This is a genomic window from Paenibacillus hexagrammi (assembly GCF_021513275.1).
Classification (GTDB): domain Bacteria; phylum Bacillota; class Bacilli; order Paenibacillales; family NBRC-103111; genus Paenibacillus_E; species Paenibacillus_E hexagrammi.
The window spans coordinates 288,754-303,018 of sequence record NZ_CP090978.1 but is presented as its reverse complement, the minus strand read 5'-3'; the positions used below and the strand labels follow the sequence as shown (position 1 = coordinate 303,018).

General features: G+C 49.8%; 11 protein-coding genes. 3 read left to right on the top strand and 8 right to left on the bottom strand.

The window, feature by feature from the left end; translation table 11 throughout:
* Window positions 1-97 precede the first annotated feature (97 nt).
* The 3 genes from L0M14_RS01405 to L0M14_RS01395 form a co-directional block, all read right to left on the bottom strand.
* Window positions 98-1,411: an SLC13 family permease gene (locus tag L0M14_RS01405; RefSeq protein ID WP_235120332.1), complete on the bottom strand. Its 1,314-nt coding sequence runs from the start codon at window positions 1,409-1,411 to the stop codon at window positions 98-100.
* Complete coding sequence (locus tag L0M14_RS01400) at window positions 1,293-2,732, bottom strand: Crp/Fnr family transcriptional regulator (RefSeq protein WP_235120331.1); 1,440 nt, start codon at window positions 2,730-2,732, stop codon at window positions 1,293-1,295. The genes L0M14_RS01405 and L0M14_RS01400 overlap by 119 nt, the downstream gene beginning before the upstream one ends.
* Before the next feature lie 293 nt (window positions 2,733-3,025).
* Window positions 3,026-7,324: a glycosyl hydrolase gene (locus L0M14_RS01395; protein ID WP_235120330.1), complete on the bottom strand. Its 4,299-nt coding sequence runs from the start codon at window positions 7,322-7,324 to the stop codon at window positions 3,026-3,028.
* 450 nt (window positions 7,325-7,774) lie between these two features.
* On the opposite strand from L0M14_RS01395, the gene L0M14_RS01390 reads away from it, so the two are divergent.
* The 3 genes from L0M14_RS01390 to L0M14_RS01380 are packed head-to-tail and all read left to right on the top strand — an operon-like array spanning window position 7,775 to window position 8,997.
* Window positions 7,775-8,266: a DUF2975 domain-containing protein gene (locus L0M14_RS01390; protein ID WP_235120329.1), complete on the top strand. Its 492-nt coding sequence runs from the start codon at window positions 7,775-7,777 to the stop codon at window positions 8,264-8,266.
* Window positions 8,267-8,287: 21 nt separating this feature from the next.
* Window positions 8,288-8,764 carry a DUF2975 domain-containing protein gene (locus L0M14_RS01385; protein WP_235120328.1) on the top strand — a complete coding sequence of 159 codons (477 nt, stop codon included), beginning with the start codon at window positions 8,288-8,290 and terminating at the stop codon, window positions 8,762-8,764.
* An 11-nt stretch (window positions 8,765-8,775) separates the two neighbouring features.
* Entirely contained in the window at window positions 8,776-8,997 is a 222-nt protein-coding gene (locus L0M14_RS01380; RefSeq protein ID WP_235120327.1) for a helix-turn-helix domain-containing protein, read from the top strand.
* Window positions 8,998-9,153: 156 nt separating this feature from the next.
* Here L0M14_RS01380 and L0M14_RS01375 read toward each other — a convergent pair whose 3' ends face one another.
* The 5 genes from L0M14_RS01375 to L0M14_RS01355 form a co-directional block, all read right to left on the bottom strand.
* Window positions 9,154-10,965 carry an ABC transporter ATP-binding protein gene (locus tag L0M14_RS01375; RefSeq protein WP_235120326.1) on the bottom strand — a complete coding sequence of 604 codons (1,812 nt, stop codon included), beginning with the start codon at window positions 10,963-10,965 and terminating at the stop codon, window positions 9,154-9,156.
* Between the two features lie 144 nt (window positions 10,966-11,109).
* The gene (locus tag L0M14_RS01370) at window positions 11,110-11,922 is read right to left on the bottom strand and encodes an HPr kinase/phosphorylase (RefSeq protein ID WP_235120325.1); all 813 of its coding nucleotides are present in this window, start codon (window positions 11,920-11,922) and stop codon (window positions 11,110-11,112) included.
* A 99-nt stretch (window positions 11,923-12,021) separates the two neighbouring features.
* Window positions 12,022-12,168, bottom strand: coding sequence for a paeninodin family lasso peptide (locus L0M14_RS01365; protein WP_405030813.1), 147 nt, complete (start codon window positions 12,166-12,168; stop codon window positions 12,022-12,024).
* A 28-nt stretch (window positions 12,169-12,196) separates the two neighbouring features.
* Complete coding sequence (locus L0M14_RS01360) at window positions 12,197-12,643, bottom strand: asparagine synthase-related protein (protein WP_235120324.1); 447 nt, start codon at window positions 12,641-12,643, stop codon at window positions 12,197-12,199.
* 122 nt (window positions 12,644-12,765) lie between these two features.
* Window positions 12,766-14,139: an asparagine synthase-related protein gene (locus L0M14_RS01355; RefSeq protein WP_235120323.1), complete on the bottom strand. Its 1,374-nt coding sequence runs from the start codon at window positions 14,137-14,139 to the stop codon at window positions 12,766-12,768.
* Window positions 14,140-14,265: the final 126 nt, after the last annotated feature.

Below are 14,265 nucleotides of genomic sequence, written 5' to 3'. Positions count from 1 at the left end.
ATCATTTAAATAGAGTTCCTGATTCAAGTATAGTTAAGAGGGCCTCCCTCAGTCATTTAATGACTTATGGGACACCCTCTTTGTTTGTCGGTACCTGCTAATGAATCAAGTGCAGCCATTTCCAATACGGCACGCAGAGCACCGCTAACGCGATGACCGCAGCAGCGTAGCCTATCGCGATTCGCTGCCCCTGCCGATGGCTGAAGGCTTTGCCCTCCGAGCTGTAATAAGCCGTTAAGTAGGTAGGAGATTGATACGAGAAAAAGAACGGGTCAGTCGATAACAAAATGACAAAAACAAGAATCCATGGATGAATGCCGGCCTGCTGCGCAAGCGGCAGTAAGGCAGTAACAAGCAAAATGACGGCCGGGTCGTCCCTCACCACGATGGTGACAAGGAAGGAGATAAGAATCACTGCAATCAGAAAAAGTGCCGGACTGGCAATGAATGTGGTCATATGCTCGCCCAAAAAGGCGGACAGCGCATCGACGATGCCCAGCTCAGAAGCAACGGTTGAGAAGCTGAACGCCACGCCAAGAAATAACAGGAATGTCCAATCGATGCCAGACGTTAAGGTTTGCCTGTCCAGCACGCCGCTAATGACCAGCACGGCGAAGCCGACAAGCAGAATCCAGGTGCTGTCGATCCCATGCAGCGGCTGCAGGATCATCAAGAGGACGCAGCCGAGCACCGTAGACAAGGCTATTCGTTCTTCCTTCGACAAGGGCCCCAGCAGCGCCAGCTGCTGATCGAGAACACTGCCGGAGATTTCCTTGGCAGGTGCCGTATGTTTGAACAAGATCCTCAGTACGGCCAGCATGACACCCGCGAATACGAGGAATGCCGGCAGCGCATACAGCGCCCATTGCAGCCACGTGACGGACTGCCCAGTCGACGCGACTAGTCCGAATGCCATAACATTCGTATAGGAGCCCATCATGACAAAAGGGGCCGTAAATCCGTAAAAAATCATGGCGGCAAGCCCCAGACCCGCTGATCCTTGGTCTCTCTCCCTGAATCCCATGGATTCAGAGATCGTCTGCGCAATCGGCACACCGAGCGAGACCTTAGACGAAGAGGACGGAATCAGCGGATTCAGCAGTATGCCTCCAGCTACAATTCCCCATAGCTGCCCTCTGTAATGAGAAGGGAATCTCTTCAACATATGCAGCGAAAACCGATACAAGATGCCGGACTTGGTGACGACAGCGCTGAGCCCCATGATGCAAATCATGTACAGCCAGGTCGGCGTTCCAAAGCCGGACAATGCCGCTTCCGGCGCTGCAATTCCATTAAGAACCCACAGCATGACCATGCCCAGCGCCACAATATAGTCGGGGATAATGCCCACAATCCAGAACACCACGGCCGCAAGCCCGATACCGATAAAATCCATAGCAGAGCGGGACAAACCGCCGAGCGGAGGCATGTAGTGACAGGCGGACAGGCATAATGCGGCGAGCAAAACGGTTATCAGGGTCGTCCGTTGATTCCGTCCGATCAAGCGTGCAGCCCGTTCGGCAAAGAGCTTGCTCCTGCCCGCCGCTAGCTTTTGCTTTGCCAGATTGTACTGCCGGTCCTAGTCTTCTCGCTGCTCCCGCGGATGCGCCTTGTGACATGGAGACCGTCATGCTCTCCGCCATTTGCAGATATTCCAGCGCCTGCTGCTTGCGATTCAGCGATTGACACAACGCCGCCCCCCACTCATACAAGGAAACCAGCTGCCCTGGGAAAAATACCGCTGTTCCTAGCGCCAGCGCACGCTCAATCACAGAAAGCCCCAGCTCCGGCGCATTCAACTTGCAGTATGGAATGTAGCCCTGCAGCACATCGAATCTTTCCGCAATCAGTTGTTCCGGACAGCGCACCAGCAGCTCATATATCGAGTCTTGCTGCTCCGCCGCTCCTTCGCGCCAAGCCTGCTCTGCGATATCCAGTGCCGCAGGCCAATTGCCTGCGTCCATCCTCAGCAGCAAAGCGGCCCGCCATTCTTTGGCACGCAGGTAATAGGCCAGCGCTTCCTCGCGCCACTGCGCTTTGACTTCGTATCCGAACCTATCCGTACCCAGGTTGGATACAATCGGCCTGACCGAAGCCGACAAACGAATCTCGCCGGGGTCCTTGGCGGCAGATGTCGATATCAGCCAGTCACTCAGCTTCGGATATGCCTCCATCATTTCTGAGAGGGATTTCTGATACGTATAAGTGAGAATCCCTGTGGTAATAGAAGGTATCTCTGCGCTCCAGCATAGGAAGCGTATAGCTGGTTCCGGAAGTCCCTCTAGCTCACGCAGAAGCCAGTCCGACTTGGATTCCTGCGACTCCTGAAGCTTATCGTTCGTGGCCACAAGTCTTTGCGACAGCAGCCGAATGAAATAGGAGGAAAGGATCGCATGCTCGGAGATCAAAGCGTCGAATGTCTCACGATCTATGACATAGAGCATGGCATCCGCAGCCGCCACCGCCGCAGCCGAGCGGGTCTCGCCGGTAAGGAGCGCCATCTCCCCCAGGCTCTCCCCTTCTTCCAGTAAGGCGAGGGACTGTCTCTTCCCTTCGCTGTAAGCAAAGAGCTCAATCCGTCCCTTCCCGATGATGTACATATGCTCCGCCGGGTCACCTTGTTCAAACAAGACTTCCCCTGTGGGCACCCATCGTTTCTCCAGCTTGCCAAGCAGCTTGGCTAACTCCATATTGGAAAGCCCTTTGAACATCTCTATCGCTGTAAGTTCCACTAGAAGCCTACCTTTACACGTTTGATACCTCTATTTTATATAAAATTGCTGTGTATCGTAAGCATTTTTTAACCATAGGGCAATTTGGTGAGAGGCTAACTGCTGCCAATCATCGAAAACTGTTGAGCCCTTCATCACGACTTGACCGGCAGTTGAGATAAACGGCTTACTCCGTCCTTTAATGACGAGAACGTTTATAAAAATGTAAGCCGAATTTATGGAGTGAAACTTATAGATTCGCTTAGATTTCTAAAAAAGCCGAGGAGCTTCCTCCCCGGCCGCTTACAGCTTCTTTAGTTGCTCAGCGCAATCTCATCCACATACACGTTTGCCGTTCCTGAACCGCTGATATCCTCCAGCTTGACGCCTATCGCTTTGACAGCATCCAGATCGGTGACTCCTGTCAAAGGAATCGTAAGCGTTACGAACCCGCTCGCATCCACGGCAGCAGGAGTCCCTGAATCGTACCATGCCCAGTTGCTTCCTGTCTTGATATACAGCCGCGCCTTGGCGTTGCCCGCCGACAATTTCACCTTTGCCGAGAGCTGCTGCACGCCTGAGAAGTCGAATGACTCCTCTTTATACAGCTCAAAGCTTGTGCCTGATAAAGAAAACTCGGATTGCAGCGCTTGACTCCCTGATGTGTACACATCGGAGGTTACCGAAGGAGCTGTGGCATCCGCGTGATTCTCAGAAGCACTCACGCCCCAGCCCTGCACATCGGTCTCAAAGTCATACAAGGTCCCCGCTTCATGAGGCATACTGCCCGATCCCGTGCCGCCATTAGGCACACTGCCGGAGGCCGCGTCGTAAACCGCCTTCATATCGTCAAAATAGAACGTGCTGTTCATCATAGCTCCATTAACAGCATTCGTGTAAATCGAAAATTCCTGAACATTTTTCAATTTTTCTTTCGTTAAGGTTCCCGTCGCTCCGTGAACAGGCACAAATTGATTGAATGCCATCTGCTCCAAACGGCCTTCCGTGCTTGCAGTCGAAGGATAGTACTCATAGTAGCCTCCATCCACTTTCAACTGGATGACGAGCTTCTGATTCATGCCGTCTGTCTTCATCCAGGCCTGCAGCTGATTAAATTTGGACCAATCCACACCGCCAAGCGTTTTGGTTGCACCCGCATAGCCCGCTCCCGCCAGCTTGTAGTCATATTTCATCCCGTAATTGCCGGATTGCTTGTTCGCGCTATCGAGCGATACGGTCACACCGTCTCCGCTAGCACCAATGAATTTCATTCTTAAGGCATCACTGCTGCCTTGGTAGGCCTCGAACGTATCGACAACAGCCGGGTCAGTCGGAGCTTCCACGTACACGCTGTACAGCCCGATGTTATCTACATAGATAGGACCATCCAGCGAAAGTCCGCTGCCGACAATGGAAATCGCCAAGGAGGCTGCCTCCGCCGATTTTTGCGGATCGGTCAGATCGATGCTGATCGGATACTTATACATGGCTTGCCCGGCAATGGTGATTTGCTCCAGCTCGGACAGCTTTTTATACGTCGAATTCATGCCGTATTTGCCGCTATCCGACCAATCCGGAGGCAGCTGCACAATACCTCTGAGGGCCGCATCCGCGTTCTGGCTGCCGGCTGACACCGGTACATATACATCCAATTTAACCCGCTTTACATCTGGCAAGCTGACCAAATCCTTGATGCCCGGAAGCTCCAGCTTCAGCTCCTGCCAGGTATCGGTCGACACAAGACCCGTGGTGTTGATTTTGAGCAGTCCGTTGCCGTCCGCCGCCTCGCTCTCAAAGCCGGTTGTGATGGCGGTGCCGTTCCCCGCTTCCCCGGACCAGGAGCCGTTATTTTGAACCCCTTCTATGCCATTGTCAAACGTTAATTCATTCATCAAGATCTCATTTACTTTGACGAACACGGTATTCGTCTGCTCATTTGTAACAGCTTGATCGGCCCCATACACTTTCACGGTAAACGTAGTCGTCTTGCCATTGTAAGCAGCCGCAGGCGACCAATCAGCGGAATAGTAGCCCTCCTCATCCAGGGTCATCGGAACCTCCTCCGTGGAGCCTTCCGCTATGTAGACGACTTTTGCTGGAGTTTGATTCAGCACTCTCGCCCTGATCTTGGTTGTAGCGCTTCGGACGGTGCTTTGTTCAACCGGTGAAGCAATGTGCATGAACGGCTGCTCTGTTGCGGCAGTCAGCTGTTTATTATAAACGGTACCTACTTCTTTGCTGAAGGCTGTGTAGGGATCATTGTAAAAATCAACGAAGTCGCCAAGCAGCTCGTGACTCTTCGGCTCGAAGGTTTCCACGTCTTTATATGGGACGAATAAGTTGCCGTTCAGGTTAAAGTTCGCCCAGGTTTGCATGTAGGCGATGCGCTTGGCATCCGGGTCCGCCTTAATCGCATTCAATACATCGGTGAACCAGTGCAGGTCACCATTGCCTGTCGTTTTCATACCGCTTGGACTGTATCCGAACTCAGAGAAGGTCGCGATCTTCCCTTTGGCATCAGCGAGCTTTGAGATCATCGCCAAGTCGCCGACCATATTGTTCAGGAAAGCCGTCGTTCCGGGGGAACTTTGGTTGTCGTACTGGTCCATGCCGAGAATATCGACATAGTCATCTCCCGGATATGTCTTCAAATATGTCTCCTGGTTGCCGCCAAAGGTGCCGTTAGGAGAAAATACGTACAGCAGGTTATGCACATGCTTCTGATCTCGTAAATATTCGACCGCATAGCGGTAAATCTCTACATATTGGCTTGTCGAAGTGGTTTGGGCTCCCCACCAGAACCAGCCACCGTTTTGCTCGTGGAACGGACGGAACAGAATCGGAATCAGCTCGCCGTTATCGTCCTTCAGATTGTCCGCAAGAGCTGCGATTTGATCCAGAAAAACATTGAACTCCGCGTTCTTGTCCCCTCCCGGCAAAATGTGTTCCACGACATCCCCGGACGTATCATTAAAGCTGCCGCCCGTTACAAAGTTCGGCATGTGAGAGCTTAAGGCAATGATGCCGCCTTCCCGGTGCGCTTTTTGCATCAGATCAATCAGGTTCGCCCTGCTCTGTTCCGGATCGCCGGACACGCCCGGCTTCTCCTTGCCTTCCAAGCTTAGCGTATCCCAGCCAAAAACCGCCGGGAAGTCACCTGTAGCTGTCTTCACATCGGAATGCTCACCCGTCATATCGCTAAAGGTGAAGCCGACATCCGTTGTATGCTGATGGCCGAAGAGCACTTGCTGTCCACGGGTGTCTTCCAGATAAGCAAACAGCGATTTCGCAGCCTCTGTCGCCTGGCTGTCTACGAGATTCTCCACCCGGCCGCTGCTTCCGTTGTCTCCTCCGCTGCTGCCTCCGCTGCTGCCCCCACTGTTTCCACCGCTTCCGCCACTGCTTCCACCGCTGCTTCCGTTCCCTGATGGCGTTGCTGCTTCAGCCGCAGGTGCTGCCGTCCCTTTATCAACGGTGACCTTGCTGCCCTTCTCGACCGGCTTACCGTTGAACTTGACTCCCTCGGCTTGTACATCGGCTTTGGTAATGGTGCCCTGACCTTCAATCGTCGTGCCCTGAGCCGCTGTATTCAGCTTCAAATGCTCGATAGCAGCCCCTTCACCGACTATCAGCGCTACCGGCTTATTGGCCTCTACACGGCTAATCGTCGTCCCCTTGCCCAGCTCGAGCTTGGATTCGCTGTTCGCGGACAGGCTGCCAATCTTCGTCACTCCTTGCGTCAAAACACGTACCGAGCCTTCCTTCCGGTTCACATTCACATTGCCCAGCGTAGCATTGTTGAAAATAATCGTGTGATCTCCGCCGCCTGACACATAGGTCGTGCCCTTCACCACGACATGGTCCAGCGTCACTTCGCCGCTGCCGATTCCCGCGGTCAGATACAAATCGCCGGAGATGACCGCATCCTTAAGAACAACGCCCTCATGATTGATAACGGCATCCCCGTTAATCGTCCCGCCGATCACGGTTCCCTCAGCTGAATAATAGGCAGCAATTAATTTATCGATCCATGTAACAAGCTCTGCTCTTGTGATCGAGCCTTGCGGGCGGAACGAGCCGTCCTCGTAACCGCTTACACTTTCAGCAAGCGCTTGAACCGCTTCAAGTGCATAGGACTTGATATCGCCTTTATCCGTGTACTGCAGTGCTGCCTCGCCTGCGGCGCTCTTCTCAAACGCTCTGGCCAGCAGAACAATGGCATCTTCACGTGTTATGTCCGTTTCCGCTTTGGCTAAGTTTCCGGGGAATCCCTGATAGTAGCCCGCTTGCTTAGCGATAGATACCGCGTCCTTGTACCAAGCAGATAGAGGAACATCATCGAAGGGTTGCTCCGCTTTTTCATAGAAACCAAATATGCCGTTCAAAATGGTAACAAGCTCAGCCCTCGTAATCCCCTGATCCGGTCGGAAAGTACCGTCTTCGTATCCATGAAAGACTCCGCTAGTCATCCATTTATGGATACTGGCCTGTGCCCAGTGGTCTGCAAGGTCCGTTGAAACGGCGGCCTCCGTTTGTCCATATGCAGGAGCTACCATCGACATGAGCATGGCGGCAGACGTAGAGATCGTGATCCATTTGCGATTCTTCTTCATGTAAAGCCTCCCTATTACAGTTTAGTAGACGCTAACAGACAATAACAAACATATTGAAAAATAACAAAAAAACTTTTTGACCACTCTGTAAAAACGGTTACATTGGAAGTTTACTCCTATAAATACAGAAAGAAAATGGTTTCATTTATCTTTTATTGTACTTTTTCGCCCTAATTTTGTTATTATTTGTTATTATTTAATTAGCTAATTTCGACAACACTATTATTCTTTCATGCTTGCTTCTGCATGATGATCTCGAAATCTTGATGCGCTTTGTGCTGTGGCACCCCAAACTAAACCTTCCTGTCCGATTGGATGCCCGCCTCGTCTAGACAGTCTACAATTCAGCTTTAACAACAAAGATATAACAAATATCAATAATTATTTATTGATAAACGATAAAATTAATGGTACTATCAAAACTGAAACGTACAGAGTGAGGTGATGGTTATGAAACATGTGCGAGGTTCAACCACTTTTTTAAAGATCGTCCTTCTTGCCATGGGAATCGCAGTACTTGCCTTGTGTATATTCGTACTGCCAGGGATCGCCGGCCGAGATGCGGAGGCACATCCAGAGACAGCTTACTTGCAATATCCGTTCTTAATCTGTGCCTATTTACTGTGCATGCCCTTGTTTAGTGCGCTGTATCAAGCATGTAAGCTTCTGACCTATGTGGAAAAAGGAAAGACTTTCTCGGGAGGGTCTGTTAGAGCGCTGCAGATTATAAAGCGCTGTGCGATTACCATTATTGTGTGCGTCGCAGCCGGATTATTGTTCGGGATCCTATGGATCGGAGGAGACATTGCAGGGGTTGTCATGCTTGTATTTATATGCATAACGGTGTCAAGCATCATTGCGGCATGCGCGTCAATTTTTCAGAAAGTTTTACAGGATGCCATCGATCTTCAATCACAACTTGATCAAACCGTGATAATATGAAACTAATTCAATGAGGTGCTTATGATGAAACGGGAAACGCTTTTTCTGAAGCTCGTAGTTATTCTGATTGGAATTCCGATACTTGCATTATGTATCTTTTGGCTGCCTTGGGTCGCTGGTGAAATCAATAAGCATTTGACGACTTTTTGGTTGTACCCTGCTTTAGTAGGGCTATATGGATCAACCCTTCCATTCTTTGCCGCCTTGTACCAGGCATTTAAACTGCTCACCTATATGGACAAGAACCATGCTTTCTCGGAGTTATCTGTCACAGCATTACGGCGTATCAAATACTGTGCCATTACAATTTGCATCCTGCAAACGGCCGTGATACCCCTGTTATACATGATCGCAGAGCTGGACGACGCTCCGGGTCTTATTATCATGGGATTGATTATTCCATTCGCTTCACTTGTGATCGCAGTGTTTGCCGCTGTCCTGCAGAAGCTCTTGAACAATGCTATCGATATAAAAACAGAAAATGACCTGACGGTTTGAGGTGAAATAACATGGCGATTATCATCCATATTGATGTGATGCTGGCAAAACGTAAAATGAGTGTAACCGAACTATCGGAGTTAGTTGGGATTACCATGGCGAACCTTTCTGTCTTGAAAAACGGAAAAGCAAAAGCAATTCGCTTTTCGACGCTTGAAGCGATCTGCAAAGCGCTCGATTGTCAGCCCGGCGATATATTGGAGTATAGATTTGAAGAGGAAAGCCTGGAGTGAGCCACCGAGGAATACATTTCTATATGAGATAAACAGCCTACTCCGTCCTTTAATGACGAGTACGTTTATATTTCAAATAAGCCTGCCACCCCTCACAGCACGAATACAGAGGGTAAGGCAGACTTTTTTTCTTTTCGCACATCTTCCTGGAACCGTTCAGATTTGCAAAGCCCTGTCGTGGTAATTGATCAATTCGCTAAACGTACCTCCTGCTGCATGGGCGAGGAGTTGATAGCTGCCTTGTTGTACAATAGCTCCCTTCTCCATCACAATAATATGATCGGCAGTACGGATCGTAGAAAGTCGATGAGCGATGACGATAACGGTCATGCTGCCTCGAATTCGTTCAAGCGCTTCCTGTATTTTCGTTTCATTCTCACTGTCTAACGCGCTGGTGGCTTCATCAAGAATCAAAACGGAAGGCTTCCGCAGGATGGCTCTTGCCAATACGATTCGTTGGCGTTCCCCTCCGGACAACCTCACCCCCCTGTCCCCAAGCATCGTCTCCAGCCCATCCGGCAGCTGTCTGACAAATTCATCAGCCGCGCTAAAGCGTAGGGCCTCCCAAAGCTGATCATCGGTCGCATTTGGAGCACCCATACATAGATTTTCCCTAAGGCTCATGTGAAACAAAAAAGGATCCTGCGGGACATAACTGATGGCGCTGCGGAACATCGCGGAGCATTCGCGCAGCGGCATGCCATCGACGAGCACCTCGCCTTGCTGAGGCTGAATGAGTCCGATCAGAAGGTCAATCAGTGTGCTTTTGCCTGCTCCTGATTTGCCGACTATCGCAACCATATGATGAGCCGGTATGTACGCATCTACACAAGAAAGTGCATAAGAGCTGCTTTGAAGATCATATCGGTAGCTGACAGACCGGCATTCTATACCTTGCTGGATGCGAAAAGAACGGTCGGCTCCGGGCGCTAGTTCCAGCTCGTGAAGGTCAAATTCTCTGCTTCCTTCGGCTTGCTTTTGCAAATCCGCCAAGGTTTGGAAAGCAGGCAGTGTTTGGGCCAAATTCTCCCATCCGGTCTGAAGAGCGGAGAATTTAGGCCATAAGCGGGAGCATATCAGAACGACTAGTAGTAACGTCGCGGTTTGCACATGAAAGACAAGCAGCGCACAAAGCAAGAATACAGCGATACATACTCCTGATGCCAGCTTATAGAAATATTGGGAATCGGCTTGAAGATGGCTGAACCGGACCATATTACGCTCCATTCGCAAGCATAGCGAACGAAACCAATCGGCATGCCGATTCTCCGACATGTTACTTTTAATTTCCTTGATCCCTTGAAAATGCTCTGTCATCCCCGCCATATAGCTTTGCATAAGTGTAGTAGCTTCATTTCCACAAGCCCTGGATCTGGCAACAGACCTGCGGGAGATCATACCTAGCATCAAGCCGCAGAGCAGGACAAGCAGCGTTAGTGTCACGGACAGCCATAAGGCAATTCCAATCTGAACGGCCGTATACACGAACGTTGTAATGATTTGTAAAAACGTAAAAATTCCATAGCTGATCCGCGGCAATTCCTGTGTCATCGCATGTGTAAAATCGGATTTTCTCTTGGTAAGAAAGAACGGCCAATTAGCGAAGAGCAAAGACTCATACACTTCCGTCCGTACATGGCGGATAAACTGCTGCTCCATACTTATACTGCGATGGGATAGATACCGCTGCATGGAAGCTTGAAGCACGAGAAGTACCATAAACAGGCCAACAATAACCGATAGCTGAAGGGAGTCGGAAAGGTGACGCAAGCGTCCAAGGATAAAAGCGAAGTAAGAGCTTGGGGATCCCTCGGCCCCTTTTAGCCCCAATAAACTTAGCATCGGTATTAATAATAGGATGCCGATTCCATCGAGCACACTGCTCAGCATCATCCCCAGCTGGTTTATATACAGCCTTGGCCCTGCAAATGCATGAAATTTTTTAACATAGATGAGTAGCTGCGCCATCTCCGGTCTCCTTTTAGCCCATTCCAAAGTGAATACTCGCTGCTTCATCTTGATAACCTACGATACCAAGGATTCGATCGATTAATTGGGGAATTGTCATCTCGCTGTTCGGCCTGTGGATTTGACGAATCGGGATTTTGGAGCTTAGCTGGGATATTTCCGAGAAGTGCCATTGTTCTTTGCCAAAAGGGGCAGCAAAAAGTTTCTATAGGTATGCATATGTAAAATGGGAAGACATTGCAGTCCGCTGCATGCCTTGATTTGTATGCCGCTCTGGTCCGATTTGTTTAATTCAAAAATACCGCCGAGCGGGATTCGATCACTTTGAAAGACTTGAGGTACCGGCAAAGCATATTTCGTTTCGTAGAGGTTTTCGCAATCTGCTGGCGACATTCCTAGATAATCGAAGCTTTCCTGCCACAGCTTTTGCTGTGGGTAGGAGGGAATGACGATCGGAATCTGCCGGTCGGGACCTCCCCAGGAGATCGCAATGACATCATCACTCAGGAGGGAATAGCCCCTTTGAATAAGGCCGCAGGCTAACGTTGATTTCCCCGCTCCCGACTCCCCGATAAAGGCATAGCCTTTACCGTCAATGACGACCGCACTGCCGTGAAGCGGCAGAATCCGTTTTTGCATGAGGATAGCCCCCATACATGTCCCAAGCAGATAAAGCCGGATCTGATGCTCCTTCGCCCCATTTAAAGGAGAAACGGTAATCTCTTCGCCTCCTCTTACACTGAATATCGCAATCTCGGGCACATACAATAGGAATTGCTCGTCCAGATAAGCGTAATATTCCCCCTGCTTCCCATACTCGTTCCAGATATCTTGTAAATCACCGAGCATGATGCGTACATCAGGTTGAACATGTTCATGGCTGATCAGCAATACTTCGGGTAAAGGAATTTCGCTAGCCATATTGAAACCAAAAGCACGGTAAACAAGTGTCCGCATCTTCCGCTTCTCTCCCCATTGCTTTCATCATTGTGGTAATAAAAAGCCCTTATACACTAGAAGATATAAGGGCCTTGGAGCATGAGTGTATAAACATAATTAGGAAGCATCCGGCTTGCAGTCGCGATTATTGCTGCCCTTGCCGTTTTTGTCAGGAACACAACCGTTCGGTCCTCCCATTGTCATAGAGACGTCCAGGACTTCCAGAGCAGGCTCATTCCAGGTTTTTTTCAGCTGTTCATTCATAGATTTCACCTCCCTTCAAGTTATGCAGCTACATCATTCTTTTTAAAAATCGAGCCACTATTGAAGCCTGCATGATGATCTTCACATGAGGGTCATATGCCTGCTCCGGCTTGGGCTGAGGTCCTATTTTCGCCAGAGATGCTTGGATTTGATCGATATGGAGCAGACCTGCCAGGAAACTGTCCCGGCATAACGCTTGGACTTCCTCGGATACCACTCCCCATGAAGGCAGAACACGATGAATCCAGTCGGCCCCTTGAATCCCATATATCCGCTGATTCATGCGCACCTCGTCTGGCAAATAGCCGTTTGTGGATCTTCGAATGAGCGAGCGGGACACACCGTTTTGAACATATTGCTCCAAAGGCAGGGACAGACAGAAACGGACAACTCTGGCGTCACAGGTAGGGTCCCTTTCCCATAGCCCATATCGCAAGGACAGCTTGGTTGAAGAGACGCCTTGATGATTAGACACCGCGAAACTCTTGAACTGATCATCCCTTGCTGCAATATCATCCATCGCATATTCATGCAGTCCGACATCATGATGCTTGAGTTTTTGATAGACCTTCGTTCTCGCGGCGAACTCCGGATGGATTAGCCTGGGGAAATCCGATTTGCTAGAAGAGAAAGGAATCGCGATAAGAAGGGAAAAGCCAGCTTGGCGATGATGGGCAAGGACCGGGACCTACGAACCTGATGCTGCCGAGAATAGTATTTAAGCTCATTGTGTAAGCGGTTCCATTTAAATTTCCTCAAAAGCTGCCCATAATAGTCGTAAGCGGGTCCCCAGGATATCGTGTAGTTTCCCCGTGAGCCGTTTAACAGTACGCCAACATCAGATTTTTGAGCATGCTCCAGTATGCCTTTTATCCAGAATGAATTTTCAATGAATTTATAGGGGGCCTCCATGAGATCAAGGATATCATCCACATCGTCAAATGAACTGCGCTCAGGGAAGTCCAGGTAGTTCGTCTTGATATTGCCGACATGATTGGCAATGGCCTGAATATAGGGGGTTTCATTAGCCATCATGCGCCTGGAGGTCCAATCCACAAAATCGCTGGGAGGAATGTAGCTGAAAGCAAGCAGCTGTTTGCCAGCTTGACGCAGAGGCTCGGAGGCGAAGCTGACGACAGCTCCTGAGTCCAGACCGCCGCTCAAGCTAGCTCCAACTTGGCGGAAGGTCCGCAGCTTGGATGAAACCGCTTGTTGGAACACCTCGCGAAAAGCCTCCTCATACTCCATATTGGACTTAAGCTTAAGCGGTGAACCACAGGGCTGCAGACTCCCGAATTGACGTACTCGCAGGGTTCCCTGTGAGACGGTGAACGTATGGGCCGGCGGCAGCAGGTAGATGTCCTTGTACACGGTTGCTTTCGCGTCAACGGTATCTAAGATAATAGGAATAGCTAAAAATTCAGCCAACCAAGACTCGTTTAATTCTGTTTTGTATCCGGGCAGATCCAGCAGCGGCTGAACTACGGTACAGCAAGCAAATCGTCCTTGATGCTCCATATAATATAAAGTTCGATTTCCTAACAGGTCCCGAGCGCCAAACAACAGCCCCTTGTTCTCATCCCATAAGACATACGCATAGTCGCCCAAAATATATTGAGGAGAATCCTGTCCCCATTTGACATATGCTCGAATAAGCAGCTCAGCATCTGTCATTCGCTTCCGATAGGCTTGACCAATATGTAATCGTTCAAACAATTCTTCCCTATTGTCGATGATCACGTCGGCTGTGATGGCGATCTTATGATCAGAATCGTAAACCGGCATGCTCTCTCCTACAGATTCAGGGGTCACCCATTGTGCATGGCAGAGCAAAGATACGTAGGAACCCTGCCCCTGCCATAATCCTGCAGAATCAGCCGGATATTTCTGCAGGTGCTGCATCATCTTATCCAATGAGTCACTTGAGATAGCCTCTTTGTTGTAGGAGAAAATACCTGCTATTGCGCTCATAAGAACCCCCAGCCATATTTCAATAGTTCAATATTACTAATACATTTTGTATCATATCACACAAAAGATACGTTGTGTATCTTATTTTTTTGCATTCGTTTTCTGGCGGGGATAGAAAAACAGCCG